General features: G+C 27.5%; 22 protein-coding genes and 2 tRNA genes. 6 read left to right on the top strand and 18 right to left on the bottom strand.

The window, feature by feature from the left end; translation table 11 throughout:
• Positions 1–8 precede the first annotated feature (8 nt).
• The 6 genes from mreC to CNEONATNEC86_RS03315 form a co-directional block, all read right to left on the bottom strand.
• Positions 9–866, bottom strand: coding sequence for a rod shape-determining protein MreC (gene mreC / locus CNEONATNEC86_RS03340; protein WP_058293818.1), 858 nt, complete (start codon positions 864–866; stop codon positions 9–11).
• Between the two features lie 4 nt (positions 867–870).
• Positions 871–1,890, bottom strand: a complete 1,020-nt coding sequence (locus CNEONATNEC86_RS03335) for a rod shape-determining protein (RefSeq protein ID WP_058293817.1) — start codon at positions 1,888–1,890, stop codon at positions 871–873.
• Between the two features lie 22 nt (positions 1,891–1,912).
• Positions 1,913–2,602, bottom strand: a complete 690-nt coding sequence (radC, locus tag CNEONATNEC86_RS03330) for a RadC family protein (protein WP_159135520.1) — start codon at positions 2,600–2,602, stop codon at positions 1,913–1,915.
• A 129-nt stretch (positions 2,603–2,731) separates the two neighbouring features.
• Positions 2,732–3,298 (bottom strand): Maf-like protein, encoded by a 567-nt coding sequence (locus CNEONATNEC86_RS03325; protein ID WP_058293815.1) that lies wholly within the window; start codon positions 3,296–3,298, stop codon positions 2,732–2,734.
• A 208-nt stretch (positions 3,299–3,506) separates the two neighbouring features.
• On the bottom strand, positions 3,507–4,184 hold the full coding sequence (locus CNEONATNEC86_RS03320) for an SPOR domain-containing protein (RefSeq protein ID WP_159115586.1): 678 nt from the start codon (positions 4,182–4,184) through the stop codon (positions 3,507–3,509).
• A gap of 177 nt (positions 4,185–4,361) precedes the next feature.
• Positions 4,362–5,816 carry an aminoacyl-histidine dipeptidase gene (locus CNEONATNEC86_RS03315; protein ID WP_159115585.1) on the bottom strand — a complete coding sequence of 485 codons (1,455 nt, stop codon included), beginning with the start codon at positions 5,814–5,816 and terminating at the stop codon, positions 4,362–4,364.
• A 490-nt stretch (positions 5,817–6,306) separates the two neighbouring features.
• Here CNEONATNEC86_RS03315 and pyk point away from each other — a divergent pair, with 490 nt between their 5' ends.
• Positions 6,307–7,725, top strand: a complete 1,419-nt coding sequence (gene pyk, locus CNEONATNEC86_RS03310; protein WP_058293812.1) for a pyruvate kinase — start codon at positions 6,307–6,309, stop codon at positions 7,723–7,725.
• 62 nt (positions 7,726–7,787) lie between these two features.
• On the opposite strand, the gene rpsA is transcribed toward pyk, so the two are convergent.
• Positions 7,788–8,939, bottom strand: a complete 1,152-nt coding sequence (gene rpsA, locus CNEONATNEC86_RS03305) for a 30S ribosomal protein S1 (RefSeq protein ID WP_159135519.1) — start codon at positions 8,937–8,939, stop codon at positions 7,788–7,790.
• A 277-nt stretch (positions 8,940–9,216) separates the two neighbouring features.
• Between rpsA and CNEONATNEC86_RS03300 the strand changes: the two genes are divergently transcribed.
• The 3 genes from CNEONATNEC86_RS03300 to CNEONATNEC86_RS03290 are packed head-to-tail and all read left to right on the top strand — an operon-like array spanning position 9,217 to position 11,435.
• Positions 9,217–10,107 carry a hypothetical protein gene (locus CNEONATNEC86_RS03300; protein ID WP_159135518.1) on the top strand — a complete coding sequence of 297 codons (891 nt, stop codon included), beginning with the start codon at positions 9,217–9,219 and terminating at the stop codon, positions 10,105–10,107.
• Positions 10,108–10,121: 14 nt separating this feature from the next.
• Positions 10,122–10,775 (top strand): PspA/IM30 family protein, encoded by a 654-nt coding sequence (locus CNEONATNEC86_RS03295; RefSeq protein WP_058293809.1) that lies wholly within the window; start codon positions 10,122–10,124, stop codon positions 10,773–10,775.
• A gap of 9 nt (positions 10,776–10,784) precedes the next feature.
• Complete coding sequence (locus CNEONATNEC86_RS03290; protein WP_159135517.1) at positions 10,785–11,435, top strand: DUF1292 domain-containing protein; 651 nt, start codon at positions 10,785–10,787, stop codon at positions 11,433–11,435.
• Positions 11,436–11,466: 31 nt separating this feature from the next.
• Here the strand turns inward: CNEONATNEC86_RS03290 and CNEONATNEC86_RS03285 are convergent, their stop codons facing one another.
• From CNEONATNEC86_RS03285 to rd, 9 genes are all read right to left on the bottom strand, one after another.
• Entirely contained in the window at positions 11,467–11,916 is a 450-nt protein-coding gene (locus tag CNEONATNEC86_RS03285) for a CBS domain-containing protein (protein WP_058293807.1), read from the bottom strand.
• A gap of 157 nt (positions 11,917–12,073) precedes the next feature.
• Positions 12,074–13,003: a 3'-5' exonuclease gene (locus tag CNEONATNEC86_RS03280; protein WP_058293806.1), complete on the bottom strand. Its 930-nt coding sequence runs from the start codon at positions 13,001–13,003 to the stop codon at positions 12,074–12,076.
• A 30-nt stretch (positions 13,004–13,033) separates the two neighbouring features.
• Complete coding sequence (locus tag CNEONATNEC86_RS03275; protein ID WP_159135516.1) at positions 13,034–14,836, bottom strand: MutS-related protein; 1,803 nt, start codon at positions 14,834–14,836, stop codon at positions 13,034–13,036.
• A gap of 463 nt (positions 14,837–15,299) precedes the next feature.
• Entirely contained in the window at positions 15,300–16,253 is a 954-nt protein-coding gene (locus tag CNEONATNEC86_RS03270) for a metal ABC transporter solute-binding protein, Zn/Mn family (RefSeq protein ID WP_125149462.1), read from the bottom strand.
• 196 nt (positions 16,254–16,449) lie between these two features.
• Entirely contained in the window at positions 16,450–16,632 is a 183-nt protein-coding gene (locus tag CNEONATNEC86_RS03265) for an alpha/beta-type small acid-soluble spore protein (protein ID WP_058293803.1), read from the bottom strand.
• Between the two features lie 131 nt (positions 16,633–16,763).
• Positions 16,764–17,711 carry a hypothetical protein gene (locus tag CNEONATNEC86_RS03260; RefSeq protein ID WP_159135515.1) on the bottom strand — a complete coding sequence of 316 codons (948 nt, stop codon included), beginning with the start codon at positions 17,709–17,711 and terminating at the stop codon, positions 16,764–16,766.
• A gap of 227 nt (positions 17,712–17,938) precedes the next feature.
• Positions 17,939–18,013, bottom strand: a tRNA-Trp gene (locus tag CNEONATNEC86_RS03255).
• Between the two features lie 162 nt (positions 18,014–18,175).
• Entirely contained in the window at positions 18,176–18,322 is a 147-nt protein-coding gene (locus tag CNEONATNEC86_RS03250; protein WP_159135514.1) for a hypothetical protein, read from the bottom strand.
• Between the two features lie 159 nt (positions 18,323–18,481).
• Entirely contained in the window at positions 18,482–18,643 is a 162-nt protein-coding gene (gene rd, locus CNEONATNEC86_RS03245) for a rubredoxin (RefSeq protein ID WP_058293801.1), read from the bottom strand.
• Between the two features lie 1,745 nt (positions 18,644–20,388).
• Between rd and CNEONATNEC86_RS03240 the strand changes: the two genes are divergently transcribed.
• Together CNEONATNEC86_RS03240 and CNEONATNEC86_RS03235 are read left to right on the top strand one after the other, a co-directional pair.
• Positions 20,389–22,068 carry a 2-oxoacid:acceptor oxidoreductase subunit alpha gene (locus CNEONATNEC86_RS03240; protein ID WP_159135513.1) on the top strand — a complete coding sequence of 560 codons (1,680 nt, stop codon included), beginning with the start codon at positions 20,389–20,391 and terminating at the stop codon, positions 22,066–22,068.
• Positions 22,069–22,941 carry a thiamine pyrophosphate-dependent enzyme gene (locus CNEONATNEC86_RS03235; RefSeq protein ID WP_125149465.1) on the top strand — a complete coding sequence of 291 codons (873 nt, stop codon included), beginning with the start codon at positions 22,069–22,071 and terminating at the stop codon, positions 22,939–22,941. It abuts the gene before it with no gap.
• A 326-nt stretch (positions 22,942–23,267) separates the two neighbouring features.
• Here CNEONATNEC86_RS03235 and CNEONATNEC86_RS03230 read toward each other — a convergent pair.
• Positions 23,268–23,342: transfer RNA gene (locus CNEONATNEC86_RS03230), tRNA-Trp, on the bottom strand.
• Between the two features lie 71 nt (positions 23,343–23,413).
• Positions 23,414–24,385, bottom strand: coding sequence for a metal ABC transporter substrate-binding protein (locus tag CNEONATNEC86_RS03225; protein WP_159135512.1), 972 nt, complete (start codon positions 24,383–24,385; stop codon positions 23,414–23,416).
• Positions 24,386–24,527: the final 142 nt, after the last annotated feature.

Below are 24,527 nucleotides of genomic sequence, written 5' to 3'. Positions count from 1 at the left end.
CTTATCACCTAATTATATTTAACTTCTTTTGTGTCCCTTATATCTTTAGGAACTATTACAAACAATTCTTCCAATTTATTAAAATCAACATAAGGCTTAACTATAGCACTTTTCATTACTTTTACCTTATCTTCCTCAACTTTAGTTACTTCACCAATTCTAATTTCTTTTGGATAAAGCATTCCAACACCTGAAGTCATTATTACATCGCCTTCTTTAATTTCTGAATCTATTGGAAGATCATACACCTTAGCCAAATTCCTATTTTGTCTATCTTTATATCCTTTTATATATCCTGTTGCTTCTCTTGTACTATCTGCCATAACAGCAACCACTATATTTTCATTTGCAAGGGATTGAACTATACTCCAGTTTGATCCAACGCTAGTTACTTGGCCAACAAGTCCTTGTGCCGCTACAACTACCATCCCTTTTTGTATATTTGCATTCTCACCTTTATTAATAAAATATCCGTCAGAAATATTATTGTTAGGATATCCAATAATATCACATCCAACATAATCATAATTATTATGTTCTTCAGTGAAATTCAATATTTGTCTTAATCTTTCGTTCTCATCTGCTAAATCAGAATACTCTAATAATTTATCTTTCAATTTTTCATTTTCAGTAATTAAATTCTTATTTTCTTCTTTTACTTCTGAGAAGTTTAAAAAGAAATCTACACTTTCTTTCACCCTATTTGTTGCTTTATAGACAATACTTTGGACTGGATTTAATGCCGCTCCTGCACCACTTTCAATCATACTCTTGTTTTCTCTTTTAAAAGTAGCAATAATTAATACTAAAAATGTAACTGACAGTACTATAATAGTTACTGCCAGCTTATTTTTAAGAAGCTTCATTTAATTAACCTCTTTGATCTCTGCTAATTTTGTCAAAATCCTCTAATGCTTTTCCTGCTCCTAATACTACACAATCAAGAGGTGATTCAGCTATATGTACAGGCATATTTGTTTCTTTATTTATTAATACATCTAGTCCTCTTAGATAAGCTCCTCCACCAGCAAGCATAATACCTTTTTCCATTATATCTGCAGCTAGTTCAGGTGGTGTTTTTTCTAATGTAGTTTTTATTGATTCTATAATAGCATAAACGGGTTCTTTTAAAGCTTCTCTTACTTGTGATTCAGAAATTTCTACTATCTTTGGAAGGCCTGTTATCATATCCCTACCTTTTATCTCCATAAGCATTTCTTCTTCGCCTTCTAATTTATAAGCAGATCCTATTTCCATTTTTACTTGTTCTGCTGTTCTTTCACCTATCATTAAACTAAATTCTTTTCTTATATAAGAAATGATTGATTGATCTAATTCATCTCCTGCAACTCTTAATGATTTACTAGTTACAATACCTCCAAGTGAAATTATTGCAACTTCTGTTGTACCTCCACCGATATCAACAATCATGCTTCCTGTAGGTTCACTTACTGGAAGTCCTGCTCCAATAGCTGCTGCCATTGGCTCTTCCATTAATACAACATCTCTTGCTCCTGCAAGTTTAGTTGCTTCTTCAATAGCTCTCTTTTCTACCTCTGTAACTCCTGAAGGATAACATACTATTATTCTTGGACTCTTAAATGCATTTTTTGTAGTAACTTTCTCTATTAGATTCTTCATCATAGTTTGAGCTGTATCAAAATCTGCAATTACTCCATCCTTTAATGGTCTAATAGCAACAATATTTCCTGGTGTTCTACCAATCATAAGTTTAGCTTCTGAACCTACTGCTAATGTTTTTTTTGTTACATTATTCATAGCAACAACTGAAGGTTCTCTTAAAACTATACCTTTTCCTTTAACAAATACTAAAGTATTTGCTGTACCTAAATCTATTCCCATATCTTTTCCTGAACCAAAAAATCCCATGATTGCGTTTGCTCCTTCCAATTTATATAAGTTTTTTATCTTTTAAACTAACAAATTTATTGTTACCTATAATAATATGATCTAACAATTTTATTCCCAAGATATTTCCACATTCCTTTATTCTTAAAGTAATATTAATATCTTCTCGGCTTGGTGTTGGATCCCCTGATGGATGGTTATGACATACAATTATAGATGCACTACTTTTATTTATTGCAGGTTTAAATATTTCTCTCGGATGAACAATAGAATTATTCAAACTGCCCTTAAAAACATCCTTACTTCCAATAACTATATTCTTTGTATTTAAAAATATAACTTTTAACACTTCTTGATTTAAGCTATTCATTTCATTCATTACAACACTAGCTAAATCTTCCGGGCAACTAATTTTAACTTCTTTTTTTGATGCCCTTAATGTACTAAGTCTTCTTACTAATTCAGATATAGCAAGTATTTGAGCTGCTCTAGCACCTCTTACACCTTCTATAGATTTAATTTCTTCAAAACTTGCACTTAGTATTCCATCTAATCCATCAAACTCCATTAACAATTTACTACTTAATTGAAGTATACTCTCTTTATTGGAGTTTTTTTCAAGTATAATTGCTAAAAGCTCATGATTTGCTAACACCTCTGGTCCAAATTTTACTAATCTTTCTCTTGGTGTTTCATAGCTATCATCATATTTATTTCTTGGGATTGCTTTCATTATTTACCTCCAAATAATTAAAACTCCCCACCCCAGATTAACCTACAAGCTATATTCTTCATAGATATCATTTATTACATTGTAAGAAAAAATTGCTCTTTTAAATCATATCTAATGTTGAAATATTTTCTATACTATTTCTTTTAGAACAGATCTCAATGTATTTAAAGGAAGACCTACAACATTATAGTAGCATCCTTCTATGCTTTCAACAAAAACTCCTCCGATTCCCTGGATACCATAAGCTCCAGCCTTATCCATTGGTTCTTTTGTATTTATATATTGAAAAATCTCCTCATCACTCATATTGGAAAATTTGACCTTTGTAGCCAAACTCTTTTGTATTATAATATTCTCTTTATTATTTATTACAACAATTCCAGAATAAACAAAATGATTTTTTCCTTGAAGTGACTTTAACATTTTAAAAGCTTCTTTCTCATCCTTTGGCTTTCCAAGAATTTTGTTGTCTAATGTAACTATAGTATCTGCTGATATTATTATTGAATCCTTAGATACTCTATTTCTAACATCCATCGCTTTTCCTAATGCTATTTCTTTAACATACTCATCTATAGAGCCCCTAAAATCAACTTTGTTTTCATCAAAATTGCTTATAATTATATCAAAATCAGAAACTAACCTTTTTAGAAGTTCTTGCCTTCTCTCTGACGCTGATGCTAATATTATTCTCATATTTTCACATCCTAAATTTAAAGAATCTATCTATTATTATTGACAAATACTCTTTTAAATAGACATTAGGGTGTAGATTTGTCTCAGCAACAATTCTACACCCTATAGTTTATCATTTAACAACACCTTAAACAAGTATGTTCTATTAAGTTATGTTTTTTTTTATATAAAATTAATTTTGTTGTAATAATTTCATTAAACAACTAATTTAATTCTCGTTAATTGCTTTATATACATTGGCACTAATTTCTCCTTTATTATTCTTATTTATTTCTTCTGGGAAATTATTTATACACTCATTTATTAAATTAAGTTTTTTAGAATTATTTAAGTCCTCTTTATTTATTATATTTTGAGTCCATTTTTTGAAGTCTGCAGTCTTTATACTCTTAACACCATCTTCGTCTAGTTTATTTAATATAGTAAAAACTCCATCCATCACTTCAATACATTTTTTATCTTCATTATTTTCTCCATTTATGGTTAATTTAATTTTTGCCACTTCTATCCCCTTGGATATTAATTCATCAAACTTTTTACTTGCATTATTTTCTTCATATATCCCTGCCATTACTCTAAATTTTCCATCGCTTTCGATTATAAATGGTGTACAATAAGTAGCTAGTTCATTTACAGATTTCTCTGCATTTTCTTTCTTTGAATAATATCCACATTGTAATGCTATTATATTCATATTAGTATCCACAACCTTATCTTTATCATTATTTTTAGATGCTGTTGTTTGTACTGAATTTTCTTGATTTCTATCAAAAATTAAACTACTTATATATAAGCCTCCACCAATAGAAATACCACCTATAATAATAACACTACATAGAAATTTTAGTTTGCTATATCTTTTATATTCATATCTTGTGTATCTCATAATGCCACCCCCAGATTTTTAATACTAAAACTCATTTATATATTATTATTCCTTTGGAAATCCATTTATGAGTTATGTAATGTAATTTTAAAATTTTCTTATTTAAAATATGAAATAAAAAAGAGATTAAAATATATTCATATACTTTAATCTCTTGAAAAATGATATTTAAATTAATTATTTAATTTCTTTAAGTACTTCTAATAGATATTCATAACATCTTTCAACTGATGAAATACTCATATGCTCATTTGGTGTGTGAACATCATAAAGATCTGGGCCAAAGCTAATCATATCAAGATCACCTAATTTTTCCTTAAACAATCCACATTCAACACCTGCATGTATAGCTACAATTTCTGGTTCTTTATTATACATTCTCTTAAATACATCTTTACATATTTCTCTTATTTTCGAATCTGCTTTATATGGCCATTCTGGATAGCCAGCATTACTAGAAAATTCTCCACCCAAAAGTTCTGTTATACATTTTATCTTTTCTACGATATCTTCTCTTAACGAAAATACTGAGCTTCTTACCGCACTATCAAATTCAACTTCATTGTCATTCATAAGCACTACACCTAAATTAGTAGAACTTTCAATAAGTCCTTTTATATCAGCACTTTCTGTGTTCACACCATTCGGATACATATACAATAAATCAACTACTTTTTGTGTTATTTCATTTGAAATTACCTTATTATTTGCTAAAGTAGTTTCACAAATATTTATTAATAATCCTGGATCCTTAGTTGCAAATTCATTTTTTAAATCTTTAGTAAGATTTGATACTATTTCAAATAACTTATCTTTGTCAGTTTCATTTATTGATATTACTGCACTTGCTTCTCTTGGAATAGCATTATTCTTTGATCCACCTTCTATTGAAGCTAAATTAAAGCTTATTTCATTAGAAATGTTCTTTAAAATTCTTCCTATTATTTTATTAGAATTTCCTTTTCCTAAGTGAATCTCCATTCCTGAATGACCGCCTTTTAGTCCCTTTACTTCAATAGAAAATTCCTTAGTAGCTTCCTTTTTATCTTCTAATTGAATTTTTATTGAAGATTTTGTTCTAATTCCCCCAGCACAGCTAACTAAAAGTTTTCCTTCTTCTTCATTGTCTAAATTCAAGACAATTTTTCCACTTATATGCTCTGGACTTAATGCCATAGCTCCACTCATTCCTGCTTCTTCATCAGTTGTAATTAACACTTCAAGAGCTGGGTGAGATATATTATTTGAATCTAATATTGCCATTGCATATGCAACTGCAATTCCATCATCAGCTCCTAAAGTCGTTCCATTTGCATATATATAATCATCTTTTACCACTAACTCTATAGGATCTTTAGTAAAATCATGTACTTTATCTTTATTTTTTTCACATACCATATCCATATGTCCTTGAATTATAACTGTCGGCGCATTTTCATATCCTTTAGTTGCTGGCTTTTTTATAATTATATTATTTGCATCATCTTGAATTGATTCAAGGCCTAAACTTTTACCGAAATTTAATAAATAATCACTTATAGCTTTTTCATTTCCTGATCCTCTTGGAATTTTGCTTATTTCACTAAAATATTTAAATACATTTTCTTCTGTAAGTTTTTCTAAAGTTTTCATAATAATATCTTCCTTTCCAAAATTGTGTGGTACAATATATTTGATATATCTTTTATATCACTTTAATATCATAAGATAATAAGATATTAATCAATTATTTCATTTATTATATCATATCTATCTTTACATAGTTAAAATTATATAATTTTTTAATTTTCCAATAATCAAATCAAATATTAGTTTCCTCTCTATAACTAATCTATAGCTAAACAATAATATTCGTTTTATGTATTATTATTTAGCAATAATTTTTCTGATTTTAAATTATATAGTACGTGTATTAGAATTATTCCTGCCTAGATTTAATGAATTTAATAAATGTATTTTGATAAGACTATAATTGATATTATATATTTTGCTCCATTTTTTTAAATTTATTGCGAGCATTTTACTATTTTATATTTTTTCATTTATGTAGTGTATTATTGCTAATTTATTCAAAATTAGATGAAATATATATTAAAATAAATTATTAGGATGAGGTGTTAATATGCAAAAAACAAAAATGATTTTTACTATTGGACCTGCCAGTGATAATGAAGAAGTTTTAGGCAAATTCATTGATATTGGTATGAGTGCCGCAAGATTAAATTTTTCCCATGGAACTCATGAGACACATAAAGAAAAAATAGAATTAATAAAGCGTTTAAGAAAGGAAAAAAATTCATCAACTGCAATTATATTAGATATTAAGGGTCCTAAAATAAGAACCCATAATTTTGTCAATGATGGTGTAGAACTTAAGGAAGGCAATTCTTTTGATTTTATTTGTGGAGAAGAAATTCTTGGTGATGAACATAGATGTTCTATATCTTACTTAGAACTTTATGAAGATATAAAAGTAGGAGGTAAAATTCTAGTAGATGATGGTCTTCTAAAATTCACTGTTACTAGTATTGAAGGAAAAACTATTCACACAGTAGTTGAAGTTGGTGGTATGATTAAAAATCATAAAGGTGTTAATGTACCTAATGTAGTTATAAAACTCCCTTCAATAACTGAAAAAGATATCGAAGATATTAAATTTGGATGTGAGATGGGTGTAGATTTCATTGCTGCATCTTTCATAAGAAAAGCTAGTGATATTCTTGATGTCAAAAAGATCTTAGCTGAAAATAATGGAAAGCATATAAAAGTGATTGCTAAAATTGAAAATCAAGAAGGTGTTGATAATATTGATTCAATTATAGAAGTTACTGATGCAGTTATGGTTGCTAGAGGAGATATGGGTGTAGAAATTCCAATACAAAAGGTACCTATAATTCAAAAAATGATAATTAAAAAATGTAATAAAGCAGGTAAAATAGTAATTACAGCTACTCAAATGCTTGATTCAATGATAAGAAATTCTCTTCCTACAAGAGCTGAAGCTAGTGATATCTGTAATGCTATATTTGATGGAACTGATGCAATCATGTTAAGTGGTGAAAGTGCCTCTGGTTTATTCCCAATTGAAGCCGCAACAACTATGGCTAATATTGCTCAAGAAGCTGAAGAATACCTAGATTATAATGCTTTAACTGCAAGACTTAGAGAACCATCTCTTACTGATTATGCTGCTGCAATAAGTTACTCTGCTTGTAGAACTGCTAATTTACTAGATGCAAAAGCAATAGTTGCAGCTACAAAAAGTGGTGCTACTGCCAGAATACTTTCAAGATATAGATCAAAAGCTCCAATTATAGCTATTACTCCATATGACCAAGTTAGAAGGTCTTTAAGCTTAAACTTTGGTATTTATCCAATGCTATGTGACATGTTTAATACTACAGATCAAATTTTAGATGAAGCTAAAAATGTAGTATTTAAATTAGGAATAACTGAACCTGGAGATGATATAATAGTTGCTGCTGGTATGCCTACAACTCATACAGGTGGAACTAATATGTTAAAAATCGAAAAAATATAATACAATAAAATAAAAAGATAATGCCTAAATTTAAGTAGGCATTATCTTTTCATTTTATATCTTTATTCAAACTTAAATCCTTTAAGTAAATCAGCTAAAGAGGTTCCATCTTCTTCATTATCAACATAATTTAAATATTCTTTATTAGTCTCAACAGCCTCTTTTATGCTTAATGCAATTTTTTTGCTTTCGTTGTCAATACTTAATACTTTTACTTTAACCTTTTGACCCACTTCTAATACATCAGAAGCTTTTGCAATATTATCATCTGTTATTTCAGTAATATGTACTAAGCCTTCAATTCCATCAAACAGCTCTACAAAAGCACCAAATGAAGTTAATCTACATACTTTTCCTTCTACAACATCGCCTTCTTTTAAATCTTTGCTATGTAAAGTCCACGGTTCTTGTTCAACATCTTTTAGAATTAGAGATAATCTCTTCTTTTCCTTATCCACACTTCCTATAAATACTTCTACTTTATCACCTTCTTTTACAACTTCTTCTGCTCTATTAACTCTTTTCCAAGATAGATCTGAAAGGTGAATTAATCCTTCTACTCCACCTATATCTACAAAAGCTCCAAATTTAACTATCTTTTTAACAACTCCAGATCTCTTTTCTCCTTCTTTTAAAGTATTCCAGATTGCTTTTTGATTTTTTTCATATTCTTCTTCTTCAAGTACCCTTCTTGATGCAACTATTTTATTATTTCTGAAATCTAATTCAGTTATCTTAACCTCTAATTCCTTTTCAAGTAAAGTACTAAGTTCAATTCTCTCCCTTGACGCAAGTGATCCTGGAATAAATATCCTTATATTTCCATAATAAGCTACTAAACCACCTTTAACTTCTTCTTTTACTTTTACAATTATAACTTTTCCTTCATTATAAGCTGCTTTCAGATTTTCTTTTTCTGTTATTTCCATAGCTTTTATTAAAGAAAGTTCAACATAACCTTCTCCATCATTAGGTGAAAGTACATATACTGTAATTTCATCTCCCACATTAACTACTTCTCTAGGATCTTTATTATCCATAGATACTTCTTCTTTTGAAATTAATCCATCAAAAGCATAATTTATATTAACACTTACATCCTTATCACTTACTTCTATAACTGTACCTTTTAATATTTCTCCTCTATTTAATTTCTTTACATCATAATTATCAAAGAAATCATTCATTGTAACTTCTTTTTCTTCATTAAGCATTTTCAAATCCTCCTAAAAATAAACTATCTAATTACAATATTAATCTAAGTAAACCTTTAATACAAGTAAACTCATATATTTATAAAAATATTTTACTTCTGATTGCAACAAATAATATTATATAACACTTTAAGAGTTATATAATATTATTAAAAGATAGTTTTAATAACCTTTTAGTGATATATTAAACCCTAATCCTGTAATTTAGTCTATTTTGAGTAAATTCTATCATTGTGTGATTATTCTTTTTTTTATATAATTAATACATACTTAATTTATGGGGGGGATAAATATTAGAAAGAATAATAGGAAAAAACTTTTTATATTACTTTTAACACTTTTATTTACATTTTCCGGTTTATCCTTAGATATAATATCTCTAGGTAATACAGATCAGCTTCAAACTAACATTGCACAAGCTAAATCAAAATCTAGTAGTTCCAAAAGTTCTCACAGTTCAAAAAGTTCTAGTAGTAAAAGAAGTTCTAGTAGTAAGAAAAGCTCATCTAATAGTTCAAGCAATAGTGGATTTAAATCTGGTTCTGTAAGTAATTCTTCTACAGATAAAAAGAGTTCCTCTACTAGTTCAACAACTAGTGGAAATAGTAATTCTACTAATAAAAAGAATTCCACTACAAGTTCAACAAGTAGCGATTTTAAAACTGGTTCTGTAAGTAATTCTTCTACAAATAAAAATACTACTTCTACTAGTTCAACAACTAGTGGAAATAATACTTCTACTGATAAAAATAATTCCGCTACAAGTTCAACTAATGGCGATTTTAAAACCGGTTCTGTAAGTAATTCTTCTACAAACTCAACTTCTAGTGGAAATAGTACCACTAGTGATGAAGACAGTTCTTCTAGTAGTACAGGAAGTGAAAAAGGATTTAAAAGTGGTTCTTTCTCTACAAATAAAAATACTGATGATAAATCATCTGATGCAGATGGTAATAACCAAGAAAATGATACTAATACCAAAAGCTATGATTCACCACCTAGAGGAAATACATCTTATTGGCCATCATATAGTTATGGTAGTTATTTTTATAGACCATTTTATTTTGGCTCAATAACAAGTTTAATGATCAATGCTATAATATTAGCAATAATATTTATGATAATAATTGCTTTAATAAAAATATATCTAAAAAATAAAAGAAAATAATTGGAGGTAAATTTATGGGAATCTTCTCAAGAATGTCAAATATGATAAAAGCAAAAGTAAATAATACTTTAGATGAAATGGAAAATCCAATTGAATTATTGGATCAAAAGTTACGAGATATGGAAGAACAATTTAATAAAGCAAAATTAAATTCTGCTCAAATTCTAGGTAATGTTCATGAAATAGAAAAAAAATTAAACTTAGCTAAAAAGGAATCTGCTGATTATGAAGAAAAAATCAAACTTGCATTAAGCAAAGGAAATGAAGATCTAGCAAAAAAAGCTTTAGCTAGAAAAGTTGAAATTGACAAAAAAGTCTCTTCTCTTCAATCAAGTTATGATAATTCAAAAATTCAAGCAGATGCATTAAAAGCCAATCTTCGTTCATTAGAAGAAGAGATTAACAAAACTAGAAACTACAGAGATGAAGCTGCTGCTAGATTTTCAAATGCTGAAGCTTCGCAAAAAGTTAATGAAGTGCTTGCCAATGTTCAAACAAAAAATAATTCCATTCAACTTGATAGCATAGAAAGAAAAATTCAAAGAAAAGAATCTCTTGCTCAAGGATTAGGAGAATTAAAAGATTTAGACAATTTTGATAGTGAGTTTGAAAAGTTAGATGAAGTAGATTTAGATCTTGAACTTGAAAAATATAAAAATAATCTTTAGGTGATATATATGGATAAAGATCTCGACTTTATAGAAACTGAGAGAAACTATTGGGGAAAGATATATACAGAAATAATGTTTGCATTAAATGAGGTTTCCCCTTTTATAGAAGAAAAAAAATTAAAACAACGAAAATATTATTCTAAGTCTGATGCATTAAAAGAATATATTAAGCTATTAGATTCAGCAGAAACTGATTGTAAAAAAAAATCTCTATTTTCTATATTTAAATCTAACCCTACTATTTCATTGTTGCAAGATTATAAAGCAAAAAATAGAGAGGATTTCACTCAACTGGAAAAATGTTATAAATGTACATGCTTAAATTGTTCATTTGAGTGTAATTTCAAATCATGCTCAGCTTGTAGAAGCAACTCATTATTAAGTTTTTGTGATAAAGATAGAGTTAATATTCGAAAGTTTGATAACTTTACCTTTGATCTTACTAATAATGATACTGGTATTTCTTCTAAGTATAAGGCCTTAGCTGTAATAGAGGACTGTACGATTAAAAAACAATATATACTACTTGAAAACTTAAGAGATGCAAATGATAAATTAGTGTTATACTATTATCCTGGAATAAAAGAAGATACCTTTGGTGAAATAACTAATGTTGAAGAATTTGACTTCATTGTTGAAACTTATCAAAATGCTTAAAGAGGTGGCAACTAGCCACCTCTTTAATATACTATCCTTCATCATACATAGAAAACTGCTGAACTTCTAAATGCTTTCTTTTTTCCATCTCATTATAACAATAATTTATTATATCACTTCGTTTTATTATTCCTATAAAAATTCCATTATCATCAGTAACCGGAACAAAATTCTGGCTAACCGCTAAAGTTATCAATTCTTCTATATTCGAAGTTATAGATACTGATTTATGATTTATTCTTCTTTCAATATGTTTTACTTTAACAGATTCAGTGTTCTTAAAATTCAAATCTGGGGTGTTCTTTAACTTCCAAAGTAAATCCCCTTCTGTTAATGTACCTACATATTTTCCTTCTCTGTCTATAAGCGGTATAGCTGTATATCCATGATGCTCCATTTTCTCCATAACTTGTCTCATTGTCGCTTCTAGATTTTCATATACTACTTCATTTTTAGGAGTAAGAAAAAAGGCTATATTCATAACTAAAATCCTTTCCTAAATAAATTTATTATAATTCCATGCTACAGATTATTCTTTAAACGAATTCAATATCACATTCTATATAATATTTCTATATTTTGTAACATGTCCTTTTTACATTTTATCATACTTTTCACAAAATTTCTTCAGTAATTTCTTATATATTTGTTACATTTTCTTTATTTTCATCTAAATTATTAAGCTTATAACAGTATTTCAAATAAGCTTCACTCTTAAGTATACTATTATTTTCTATGTAGATTTCTTCATCTTTCAATGTCTTTTTTATAGAAACTTCACATAATATATTATTTTTACATTTAGGGCATGCTCCTACAGCTGCAAATCTCCAATTAAGTAATTTTAAGGGCGTTTCTAAATTTACTTTTTTATTACATTTTGGGCATAGTAATTTTAAGTCTTCTTCGTCTATATTACGTTCTTTTAGGTTTTCCACATTTAATGCAGGCATGTTATAAATATCATTAATTATATAGTTCTTAATAACTCTTGAATTATATATTCTTTTAAAAACTTCTACTGTATACTCCGCATCATTTAATGCATCATGAAGTTTACTCTCATCAATCTTTATTTTTAGTTCATCTAAAGCTGATTTAAGACCTAATGCTTTTTTATGCACTAATATTTTCATTGCATATTCTTGTAAATCTAAGTAACCATTAATCCATTCTAGCTGTTTATAATTATGATAATTAGAATTTATGATTAATTCTACAATATCATCTTTCGCCCATGAACATAAAACATCACCATCTTCAAACATATCTCGTAATTTACTCATAGCTTCTTCAAATGAGATGCCTCTATCCTTTAAGATTTCCATGTCAATTTTAGTTATTTCATTTACTATTGGATTAATAATAGGGAATATAGTCGGTTTTATATATTCTCTCATACTACATACAGGTTTCATATATTTATCAACCTTTATAGCACCAATTTCAATTATTTCATTTTCAATACCAACTTCTTTAAGCTCACTATGTTCATCAAAAAAATCCTTGTAATATTTAGTTATCCCCTTCATTCCATTAAATTCCAAGTCAATAATAATATATGCCATAATAATTTAAGAAGGCTAATTCACCTCCTTTTACTCCTCCCCTATCTCTATTCCTGCAAGTCTCATTAAATGTATTGCATTTTGAGTTTCGCTTTTTCCTTTTCTAAGTAAATAATCAAATTTAATCTTATTATTTTCATAATATTCCCTGAAATTATAATTTACGATTTTACTGTTTTTATATTCCAAATCGCACAATTCTAAATCGTGAGTAGATACAAGACCTACGCCACCATATTTTATTAATTGATTTATTAAAACTGTAGCACCTATATGCCTATCTTTTGAATTTGTCCCTTTAAAAATTTCATCTAATAAAAAGAAGACTTTTTCGCCTCTCTTGCATGCTTCTATAAGTAATTTTATTCTTAATATTTCAGCATAAAATGATGATATGTTTTCTTGCAAATTATCTTTAGTTCTCATACAGGTATAGATGTTCATAATTCCACAAGAAAAATTCCTTGCGCAAACAGGTGAACCAACATAACTAAGTAAAAGATTTACACCTAAAGTTCTCAAAAATGTACTTTTACCAGACATATTTGAACCTGTAATAACGGCGACTCTTTTTTCCCCATTAAATTTAAAATTATTTTTAATTGCCTTTTTACCAATAAGCGGATGTCCTATATTTTCTCCTTCTATTATATCATTATCCAAAATATTAGGATAAACCCAATCTGAATTTTCAAATGCAAGATTTGATATGCTACTCAGTGCGTCTATTTCACTAACAACATTAATCCACTGTTCTATACACTCACCATTTTTTTCTCTCCACTTATAAAGACTTTTCATTAAAAAAACATCAGAAAAAAATAATATATTTAATAAAAAATAATATGAATTATATTTGCTATTTCCTATCCAATCAAAGATATCAGATAATTTTTCTAGTTCTTTTTTACAACTTACATTATCATTACTTAACTTACGGCAAAGCTGCTTAAGGTATTCACTATTGAATTTTTCTTCTTCTATTATAGCAAATATTTTTGAATATCCATTTATTACACTCTTTATTGATTCAAATAATTTTATCTCATGTTTTATACCGCTAGATAATATCTTTGATACTAAATAATTTGCCATTAAATTTAGCAACAAAAATGATTCTGGTAGTATATTCCCAATAATTAAACAAATAGACACAATAGTTATTAAAATAAATATACTTGCCCATACTATTCGTGATAAACCATATTTTCTTTGTATTTTATTCCATTCAATAAAAGATTTTATTTCCTTGATATTTGTCTCATTTAATACTCCTTCAACAAATAAATTCTGCCTATACTCTACCCTTTCTCCAAGTTCATTTATAGCTTCTTGCCTTAGTTTTATTTCTTCTTTTGAAAATCTTATTTTTAATTCTAGTAAATTACATAGTAATATACGTCCACCATAAGTTACAGTAGTATTTATATATTGAAAAATCGAATTATTTCCAAATACATCTAGATCATTTGTGAATGGATGCGTATCATCTAAAAACTCTTTGCCATCATCTTCAAATTCCTTAAATCTTCCCTCTATTCTTTTTATGCCTTTTTTATTTACTTCTAATAATATATCTTCCTTCCTCTTAGAATCTAAAATATTATTATGATAAATTACTAGGATCACAAATATAAATATTCCTAAAATTGATGATATAGCAATATTACCATAATCATTTTTTTTATAAAAAATATAATCTATTACTATCACCAGTATAAGTATTCCTAACCTGCTCCACCCAACTAAATTACTTTTCTTATTTAGAAAATCGCTTTTTTTCTCATGAATTAATATATTTTCCTCATAAATTTTTCTTGCCTTGTCTTTCATAAACTCTCCTTAAAATTATTCATCAAATTTTAATCCCATATATCTATATTTTACGTTATTATATAAATGTGTCAATAAACGCTTGTATTTTTTACCATGAGTTTTTATAATATTTGAACATAAAAAAATCGCCAAGGCAACCATGATATAATCCCCTATAAAATATAAATCCAATAGAGTACAATAACTTAAATTTAATAAACTCCTTTAGCCGCCGATTTTTTTCAGCACATTCTGGATTTTCTGAGCTTGCCGAAGAAAAGGCCAGGCACATATATTTTATTTTTTATTCTTTAGGTTCAACGGCATTAGTTTATTTCAATATTTTCCATTTCAGTTTATCCCCTCAAAGGGCACGCTCCTAAAGAATAAAAAATAACTTTGACATTTTGAACTGTTCTCCGTCAAATAGACAGGAAGATGTTTAAAATATCAAAGCTTATTTTTCTATTCTATAAAGTTATTATTTTTCTAAGCAATTATATATTTGATTCAAATTATACTCCATAGCTTCTAGATAGCTTTTATTATCTTCTTGAGACTCTAAAGTATATATTGGAATTACTTTTGCACCAACTTCAGCTGCCAAAGTCTCAGAAACTTTAGGACTTGCTAATGACTCTGAAAAAATAGTTGTTATATTATTTTCTTTACAAAAATTCACTAGATTCTCTAATTGCTTTGGTGTTGGTTCACCTTCTCCAAATACATTTTCAACTGATTTTTGTTCCAATCCAAAATCCCTACATAAGTATCCAAAAGCTGCATGACCAGTTATAAAATTCTTGTTTTGAAGTGTTTGAAATTTTTCATTATATTTATTGTATAAATCATCTAATTTTTGTTTAAATTCATTATAATTTTGTTCATAATATGCTTTATTTTCAGGATCTATCTCTATTAATGTATCTTTTATTGCTTCTGATTGAACTTGTGCTTCCTTTAAGCTAAGCCATGAATGAGGATCAATTGCCCCGTGTTCATGGTCATGTTCTTCTTCATTGTCATGATTATGTTCTTCTTCATGATTTTCATCTTCTATTGTTATAGAATCCACATTTTTACTTGAATCTACTATTAGTACGTCTTCATTCTTTATTACTTCATTAACTTTCTCTACCCATTCTTCTAATCCAAGTCCATTATATATAAACGCATCACTATTTATTAATTTTTCAAAATCTTTAGTTTTAGGTTCATAATCATGTGGTTCCATATTATTTGGAACTAAACAATTAATATCTACTTTATCTCCTGCTATCTCCTCAGCAAATTCTTTTAATGGAAAAATTGATACTGTAATGCTTGGTTTTGTCTCTTCATTTTTAACTGCATTCTTATCATTTGATTCTCCACATCCTATGATCATACTTCCTATTAAACCTAATAATACCCCTAAAAAAATTTTCTTTTTCATTATTACCTCCTATATGCAAATAATTCGCATTTGCACTCTTATAAATAATATTACTAGGAATAGATAAGTATGTCAATAAAATTATAATGGCTCATAAAAATAAGGGATATATTACTATAAACTTAAGTAATATATCCCTCGGCATTGAAATATGAAAATTTTAATTAAGCTTTCTGAATATTAATAAACATAATCGCTATATTCTATGTTCATATTCCTCTACCATTCTTTTTACCATTTCTCCTCCTACGGAACCGCATTGTCTTGCTGTTAAGTCGCCATTATATTCTTTAAATGGTACTCCTAGTTCTTGAGCTACTTCGTTCTTAAATCTTGATAAGCCCTGTTTTGCTTCTGGAACTAATGCTTTGTTTGACATTACAATCCCCTCCTTGGTTAATCTGGTATTTGCCAACATGATTAATAATTTATTTATCCTTGTTGACAATATTATTTTTACCAATATAGGCTTTTATATTCCTTGAAAAATATGGATTTTTATATTTTTTATTAACTTACAGTAATCATTACACTATCAACAAATTTTTTATCTATTTGCGCAAGCGTTTGAGTTTCTTTATTTATTATATTAAGAAGTAAATTAGAAGCAATCGAATTAAGCTCATGCATATCATTTTGTGAAATGATACCTTTTTCTTTTATCTTCTTTAAATAATTGTTCATTTCCCTAAAAAATCTAAGCACTTCATACCTTACAAGATCATGGCATACAGATTCATCACTTATATTAAATAATCTCTTTTCCAAATCAAATATTTTTAATGGGAAAAATAAATATACATTTTCATCAAACATTTTTTTCATATCATACTTCCAACTTTTTACTACATTAAATTTATATGAATGAGTATTTTCAGCATTAATTTTAAATTCCAACATGTCTGGCACTTCCATATTTGAATTCAACATAATAATATATGGACTGTTTTTATTTAATTCTGCCTTACTCTTTTTATTTCTTAACGCTTGTTTTCCACCAAACAAACTTATTATTTTATTTGATTCTTTAGATAAGTCATCTCTAAAGATAATTATTGCTCGATTTTCATTATCTTCAATTTTAAAATTAATTTTATACTTTATTTTTTTATATTCATTTTCTATTTGAATTACAATATCAAATTCTTCTTTTGATTCTTTGCTACTTTCTATATATCTAACAATCGAATTTAATGCTTCCCATCCATCACAGTATATAGAATTAAAAAAATCAATCACCGGAACCTTATTATCAAAATAGAATAAATTTTTTATTATTTCTAATAATTCTATTTCAGATTCATTTTTTTTACTTATATAATAAAATCCATTTTTATTTATAAATTTATCTTCAAATTTATAATATCGTCTTTCTACTTTATCCTCTATGATCCTATCACATTTATTTTCATAGGGATTTTTCTTTGCTACTCTTTTTAAAAAAAGTAATTTATCCATAATATTTTCACCTCATAATGGATTATCACCACAATATTATTATACTATACAACTATCTTCTATTTTTCAATTAATATATCTTACAAATTAATTTTATTAAGTTTATATATATATTATGATTTAATTAAATCTCATTCTACATTTGAATTTTTAATTGCTTCAGCTATATAGTATATCTATGTTATACTATTTAAATAAAAAAATCGTAACACTGTGTGTTACGATTTTGGCAGGGGCAGTAGGATTTGAACCCACAACCAATGGTTTTGGAGACCACTACTCTACCGTTGAGCCATACCCCTAAGACATTTAGTATTTTATCATACATTATGTGAATATGTCAACAAAAATTAAATAATAATTATTACATTTTATACTCCACTAAAATAATAATATAGTGTATATTAACATTTCATTGAAGTATTTTATGGTAATAACATCTGAAATAAATAATTTAAAATTACCTATGAAGATGGAATTAAATATTTCACATCACTTGCAGAAGAAGTTACTTTAAAACTAATACCAGAACTATTTGTTAAGGCATGGGGATATAATTGTTCAGTACCAGGACCAACTATTATAGTAAAACCAAATGATAAAGTCTGCATTAGAGTCATTGCATGGACTAGAAGTGCTTAATGATATGATTCATCGCCTTATATCGAACCTGGTGTAAACAATAAAATACATCTAAATTGTAATATAACTTATAAAGTTATGAAATTTAGATGTATTTTATTATCCTAGTTTATTCCTATTAATATTTACTATGCTACTTTTTCAAAGTATGATTTTCCTACTCCACACAACGGACAAACCCAATCGTCAGGAATATCTTCAAACTTTGTTCCAGCTGCAATTCCATTGTCTGGATCGCCTACTGCCTCGTCATAAATATAACCACAGACTGTACAAATATACTTTTCCATAATAAATTCCTCCTAAAATAAAATTATAATTCTTTTAGATTATTTTTTCTAATCTTCTTCCCCTGTGTCTTTCTTTTATTTTTTCATTAGTTAACTATATGAAGTCAGCCTTTTTATTTTGTTGATGATAACTTAATTACTCTTTATTTCTATTTATAATTTGTAACTGGTTATATCCACAAATAATTTCACAGCTTGGACAAATCATATCAATTAATTACTAGTATCTTTTTTATTTTTAATTACCTAAATTTCATACAACTAAAACATAGCATTCTCCATATTGTAATTTCAAAAAATAAATAAAGAATAATACTAGCCTTCAAGTATAATTTTCTTTACACACAAAAAAATTAAGAAAGGCAGGTATTATCCAATGAATAATTTTACCTTTACTAATAATTTACTAATAATAAGTGTAAAGATAAAAAACATAAGTATTAATGAAATCAATCCAGTGGAATTATTTCATTTTTATTTTATAATCAATGTCAGACTTATAGTAGCATTCTTTAAGATGGCTAAAATGTATGTCATATAAAAAATCTAAGAACATCAAAATTCTATAGTATATATGGGTTTCTGTAGATTATATCCACAGCACATAATCTTATAAGCTGTTTCAACTCTATAGTTCTTTATGCACTGAACTTGAAAATATAAGAATTAGAGCTCTAGTAAAAATTGTTGGAAATATAAAAGATGTTGTTAAAAGAACTTCTGAGAGAATCACAGTAAATATTTCGCAACTAACTAAGTTAGCAAAGTTAATGATTTATGTACTTTGTATTCCCACATATATCCAACTAACTTTTAATATTTCAATTTAAATCAAGTCTTACCAATTAAGTATAATTCTAAATTATAAGTATTATTTTTACTTTTCTCAGTATGACCATTTTTAAATTTGTATGGTACTCAATAATACATTATCTTAAATTGGACACATAAAGAAATTTTATAGGTAATTATAACTTTTATATTTGTACGAAAGATAGGTAATTAAATATAAATTATATGTATAGCTATTATAAATATTATATTATTTTCCATAAAAATTTATTAATTCTAGGTAGTTTTTACAGCTTACATTATAATTTATTCTAAAACTTGTCTAAAAGTATTTCTATTTCTTTGTTATCTATATTCCTCATAATACCATATTATTTTTCTTAATTCAACAATCTTCATTAATTGTTATTTTTAATCATTATTATATTATACTTATTTAGTATTTAATATTATTTAATGTAAAATTATTTACTATATCTGAAATGTCATATCTAAGATTTATAAAATATATCTTTAACTCAATTTGCAAAGTCATTTTAGAAATAAAAATTTAAAATTATATATATGTTGCAAATCAGTTTCTATCTTCAGACGCATAATCTAACTATTGCCTAAGTAGAAAACATATTTATATTTCTTATAAACTTTTCAATTGCATTTCTAACTTGTGGTAAAGAATGATAAAGCACATTGTAATAACACAAAATAGAAAAATTTCCCTTATGAATCTATAATTTTAATATTTATAAATAATTTAAGATTTGCCCAGATTTTATAATAAAATCTGTCTCTAAACGCAATTTAAGGATATATTTAACAATAATTATCATTTGATATTTATTGTTACCAGATGTATATTTAACCTAAATAATAATTAAACAATAATAAATATAATATCAATATAGTATATATTTTTAATAATAAATATACACTGATGAAATGAGGCGAAAAAATTGAATTATAATATTTTAATAGGTGGTAGTGCTGGTCAAGGCATGGATACCATTAGTGACTTTCTAGAAAAGTCGCTAAAGAAAAAAGGGTTTTATGTATTTTCTAACAAAGATTACATGTCAAGAGTTAGAGGTGGTCACAATTATACTCAAATAAGGTTTGGAACAGATCCCATTTATTCTCATGCGAATGAGCTAGATTTGATATTAGCTCTGGATGAGAATACAACACATCTTCATATAAATAACTTAAAAGAAGATGGATCACTTATTTTAGATGAATCTATTAATATATCAGATCCGAGGACTATTAAACTACCATTAATTAAAACTGCCACAAATCTTGGAATATCACGTGGATTTACTTCTGTAGCTGCTGGAGCAGTACTAAAATATTTCTCTTTAAACGGTAGTGTTGATGATTTATTCAGCAAAAAATTAAAAGAACCAATAAGAAGTAAAAATATTGAAGCAATACATCTTGGATATGATTTAATAAATTCAAAATATGAATTGAAAGGCAAAGATTTAAGTAATCATATCTTAATAAATGGTAATAACGCAATTGCTCTTGGTGCCATCGCTGGAGGTTTGGATTTTTATTCAGCTTATCCTATGACACCAGCCACAAGTATAATGACTTATTTATCAAAACATCAAAAAGATGTCGATATAGTTGTTGATCAAGCAGAAGATGAAATAAGTGCCATAAACTTTGCAATTGGTGCATCGTATGCTGGCGCTCGCGCAATGACTGGTAGCTCAGGTGGTGGTTTCTCACTAATGGTTGAATCTCTAGGGCTTGCTGGCATAGCAGAAATCCCACTAGTTGTAGTTGATTCTCAAAGACCCGGTCCTGCTACTGGGCTTCCAACAAGAACTGAACAAAGCGATTTAAGTTTTATTTTAAGTGCATCACATGGTGAATTCCCTAGAATAGTTCTAAGTGTTAGAAATGCAGAAGATGCATTTAATCAAACTGTTAAAGCATTAAATATTGCAGATAAATATCAGACAGTAGTCTTTCTATTAACAGATCAATATACCGCCGATTCTAACATTACAATCCCTATGTATGACTTAAGTAAAGTAAAAATAGAACGACATGTTGCATCAGAAAAAGATATTGCTTCTGATGAAGTATATAAGAGATATAAAGTTACTGAGAATGGAATTTCTCCAAGATTAATTCCTGGTAGTGTAAAAGGTCAAGTCGTAATAATTGATAGCGATGAACATACTGAAGAAGGTCATATCACTGAAGAATCAGAAGTAAGAATCTCTCAAATGGAAAAGAGATTTAGAAAAATCAGTTCAATAATAGAGGATGATTTACAAGAGCCCGAATACTTTGGTGCAGATTCTATTGATATACTTCTTGTTGGCTGGGGTTCAACTTACGGTGCCTTAAGGGATGCTGTTAAATTATTAAATGATAGTGGCATAAAAACAGGTGCATTAAGCTTTGGAGATATCTACCCTCTTCCACAAAAGAAATTAAAAGAATATAAAGAAAAAGCTAAAAAAATAATTAATGTTGAACAGAATTTCACTGGTCAATTTGGTAAACTAATAACTCAAGAAACAGGAATTTTAATGGATTACAGCATATTAAAATATGATGGCCGCCAAATTATTGGTAGTGAAATTGCAGACAAAGTAAAAAAGGAGGCCTTTTAAATGATAGAATTAAAATCTTTTAATAGTACTGATGAAAATACTTGGTGTCCTGGTTGCGGTAATTTTGCTATATTGACAGCAATAAAAGAATCCTTATTTGAACTTGGCTTATCTCCTGATGAAGTTGTTATGGTATCCGGGATAGGACAAGCAGCTAAAACTCCCCACTACTTGAAAGCAAATGTATTTAATGGGCTTCATGGTAGAGCACTTCCTCCAGCACAAGCCATTAAAATAGTAAATAAAAAACTTAATGTAATAGTTGTTTCCGGCGATGGAGATACTTACGGTGAAGGAGGAAATCACTTTTTGCATAATATAAGAAGAAATGTAGATATAGTACAGCTTGTTAATAACAATCAAATTTATGGTTTAACAAAAGGCCAAGCATCTCCTACAACTGCAAGAGGACAAACAACTTCTATGCAATTTGAAGGAACTTATACCGATCCTTTAAACCCATTAGCTGTTGCAATAGCAGCTGGAGCAACATTTGTTGCTAGAAGCTTTTCTGGTGAAAAAGAACATTTAAAAGAAATAATAAAAAAAGCGATAAATCATAAAGGTTATGCATTAGTAGATATACTTGATCCATGTATTTCATTTAATAAAGTAAATACTTTCAAATGGTATAAAGATAGAGTCTATAAATTAGATGAAAATTATAATCCAAAAGATAAAATTAAGGCCTTTGAAAAAGCCCAAGAATTTGGTGATGATGGGATTCCAATAGGAATAATATATCTTGATGAAACAAAGAAGACTTATCATGAATCTCACCCAGTATTACAATCTGGAATTAATATTATTGACAAAAAACGGGAACCAGAATATGCCCAAAAATTATTAGATAAATTCTTATTTAATGATTAAAAATATAATTTAGAAGAAAAATCTCAGAAATAATTTTCTGAGATTTTTTTTCTAAATAAAACCGTACATGCAGCTTCGCACACAGCTTCTGATAAATCTTCATTTCTACCAATATCATCCATTCTGTAATCCAATATCTGTTTTACTTGCGTTATGTTCCATGTGTTCTATAGTGCTTACTTCATACCTTCTCATTACAAGTAATGTACTTACCTTCGACTTGTCTTCCTAACGTTCCCGGCGACTCAGACCTCTTTCAGTATGCCCGCTCAGCAAACATATTTGGCAAACAAAAAAAGCCACAGTACAACGTACTGCGACAATTTTGGCAGGGGCAGTAGGATTTGAACCCACAACCAATGGTTTTGGAGACCACTACTCTACCGTTGAGCCATACCCCTAGGACATAAATGATTATATAACATCTTAAGAGATAAAGCAACATTTTTTTATGTTTTCTAAAGAATATTATCTATTTAACTTCTTCTACTAAATCATTATCAGTGTTATTAGATGAATCAGATTCCACAATATTTGATAATTCTTTAATATTATATAATATTAAATCATCAAAACTCATATTACCATAATATTTCCAAAGCTCTACAGTTTTATAGTATTTAGCTTCTGGATTTGACTCAGTTCCTTCTGTTCTCATTGAATCAATATCTATTACTGTATTTATATCTACAAGATCATCTCCATCTTGAATTATAACTACTTTTTCTGGATCTAAATTCTTTTCTTTCACTAAATCATTTATATCATTATTCTGAAGTTTTATAGTACTTAAATTTAATGATTTTGCTATATAATCAAATCTATTATCTAAAATTATAAAATTATAATTTTTAAGAGCATTAATATGCTTATTATAATAACTTATTTGTTTATCAAATTCTTTTATAGATTTATTATAATTTTCTTCATAGTAATCTCTATTTTTAGGATCTTTATCCTGTATAGAATTTTTTATGTTATATAATGCTATCTTATATTCTTCTATTCCTTCAAAATAGTAAGGATTCTCTTTTACATCTCCATTATTATCGAAATTTAGAAGTCTTATTCCTCTTGATAAATTTATTATTCCCAAATTTCCTTTTTTCAACTTACTTATAAAATTTGATATCCATGGCTCAAAATCTGTTCCAGTATATATAAATAAATCCATATTAGATACATTCTTTATTACATCATCATCAAATTCAAAATTTTTAATATCCTTTTCATCTGTTATCATATATTCAACATTGTGCTTATTTCCAATTATCCTTTTAACCATTTCAGCTTGAGGTTTATTTACAGTAATTATATTTAAATATATATCTCTAAATTCATTCTTTTTACTCTCTGTATTTGCAAGTAATGGACTTTGGAATATTGTCATTCCAAATGACAATATTATAGTTATAAAAACCATTATAAAAGTGACTTTTTTCAAAAGTTTGCACCCCCATTAAGTATTAATTACACATCCCAAACTTATACCGATATACATAATTATTTCTATTAATTTTATATAATTATAAATATAATTTATTAAATATTTAAAGTTTTCTTTAATTATATTTATATTAACAAAT

This window comes from Clostridium neonatale (genome assembly GCF_900465025.1).
In the GTDB taxonomy this organism is placed as follows: domain Bacteria; phylum Bacillota; class Clostridia; order Clostridiales; family Clostridiaceae; genus Clostridium; species Clostridium neonatale.
This window is presented reverse-complemented; position numbering and strand designations above follow the sequence as displayed.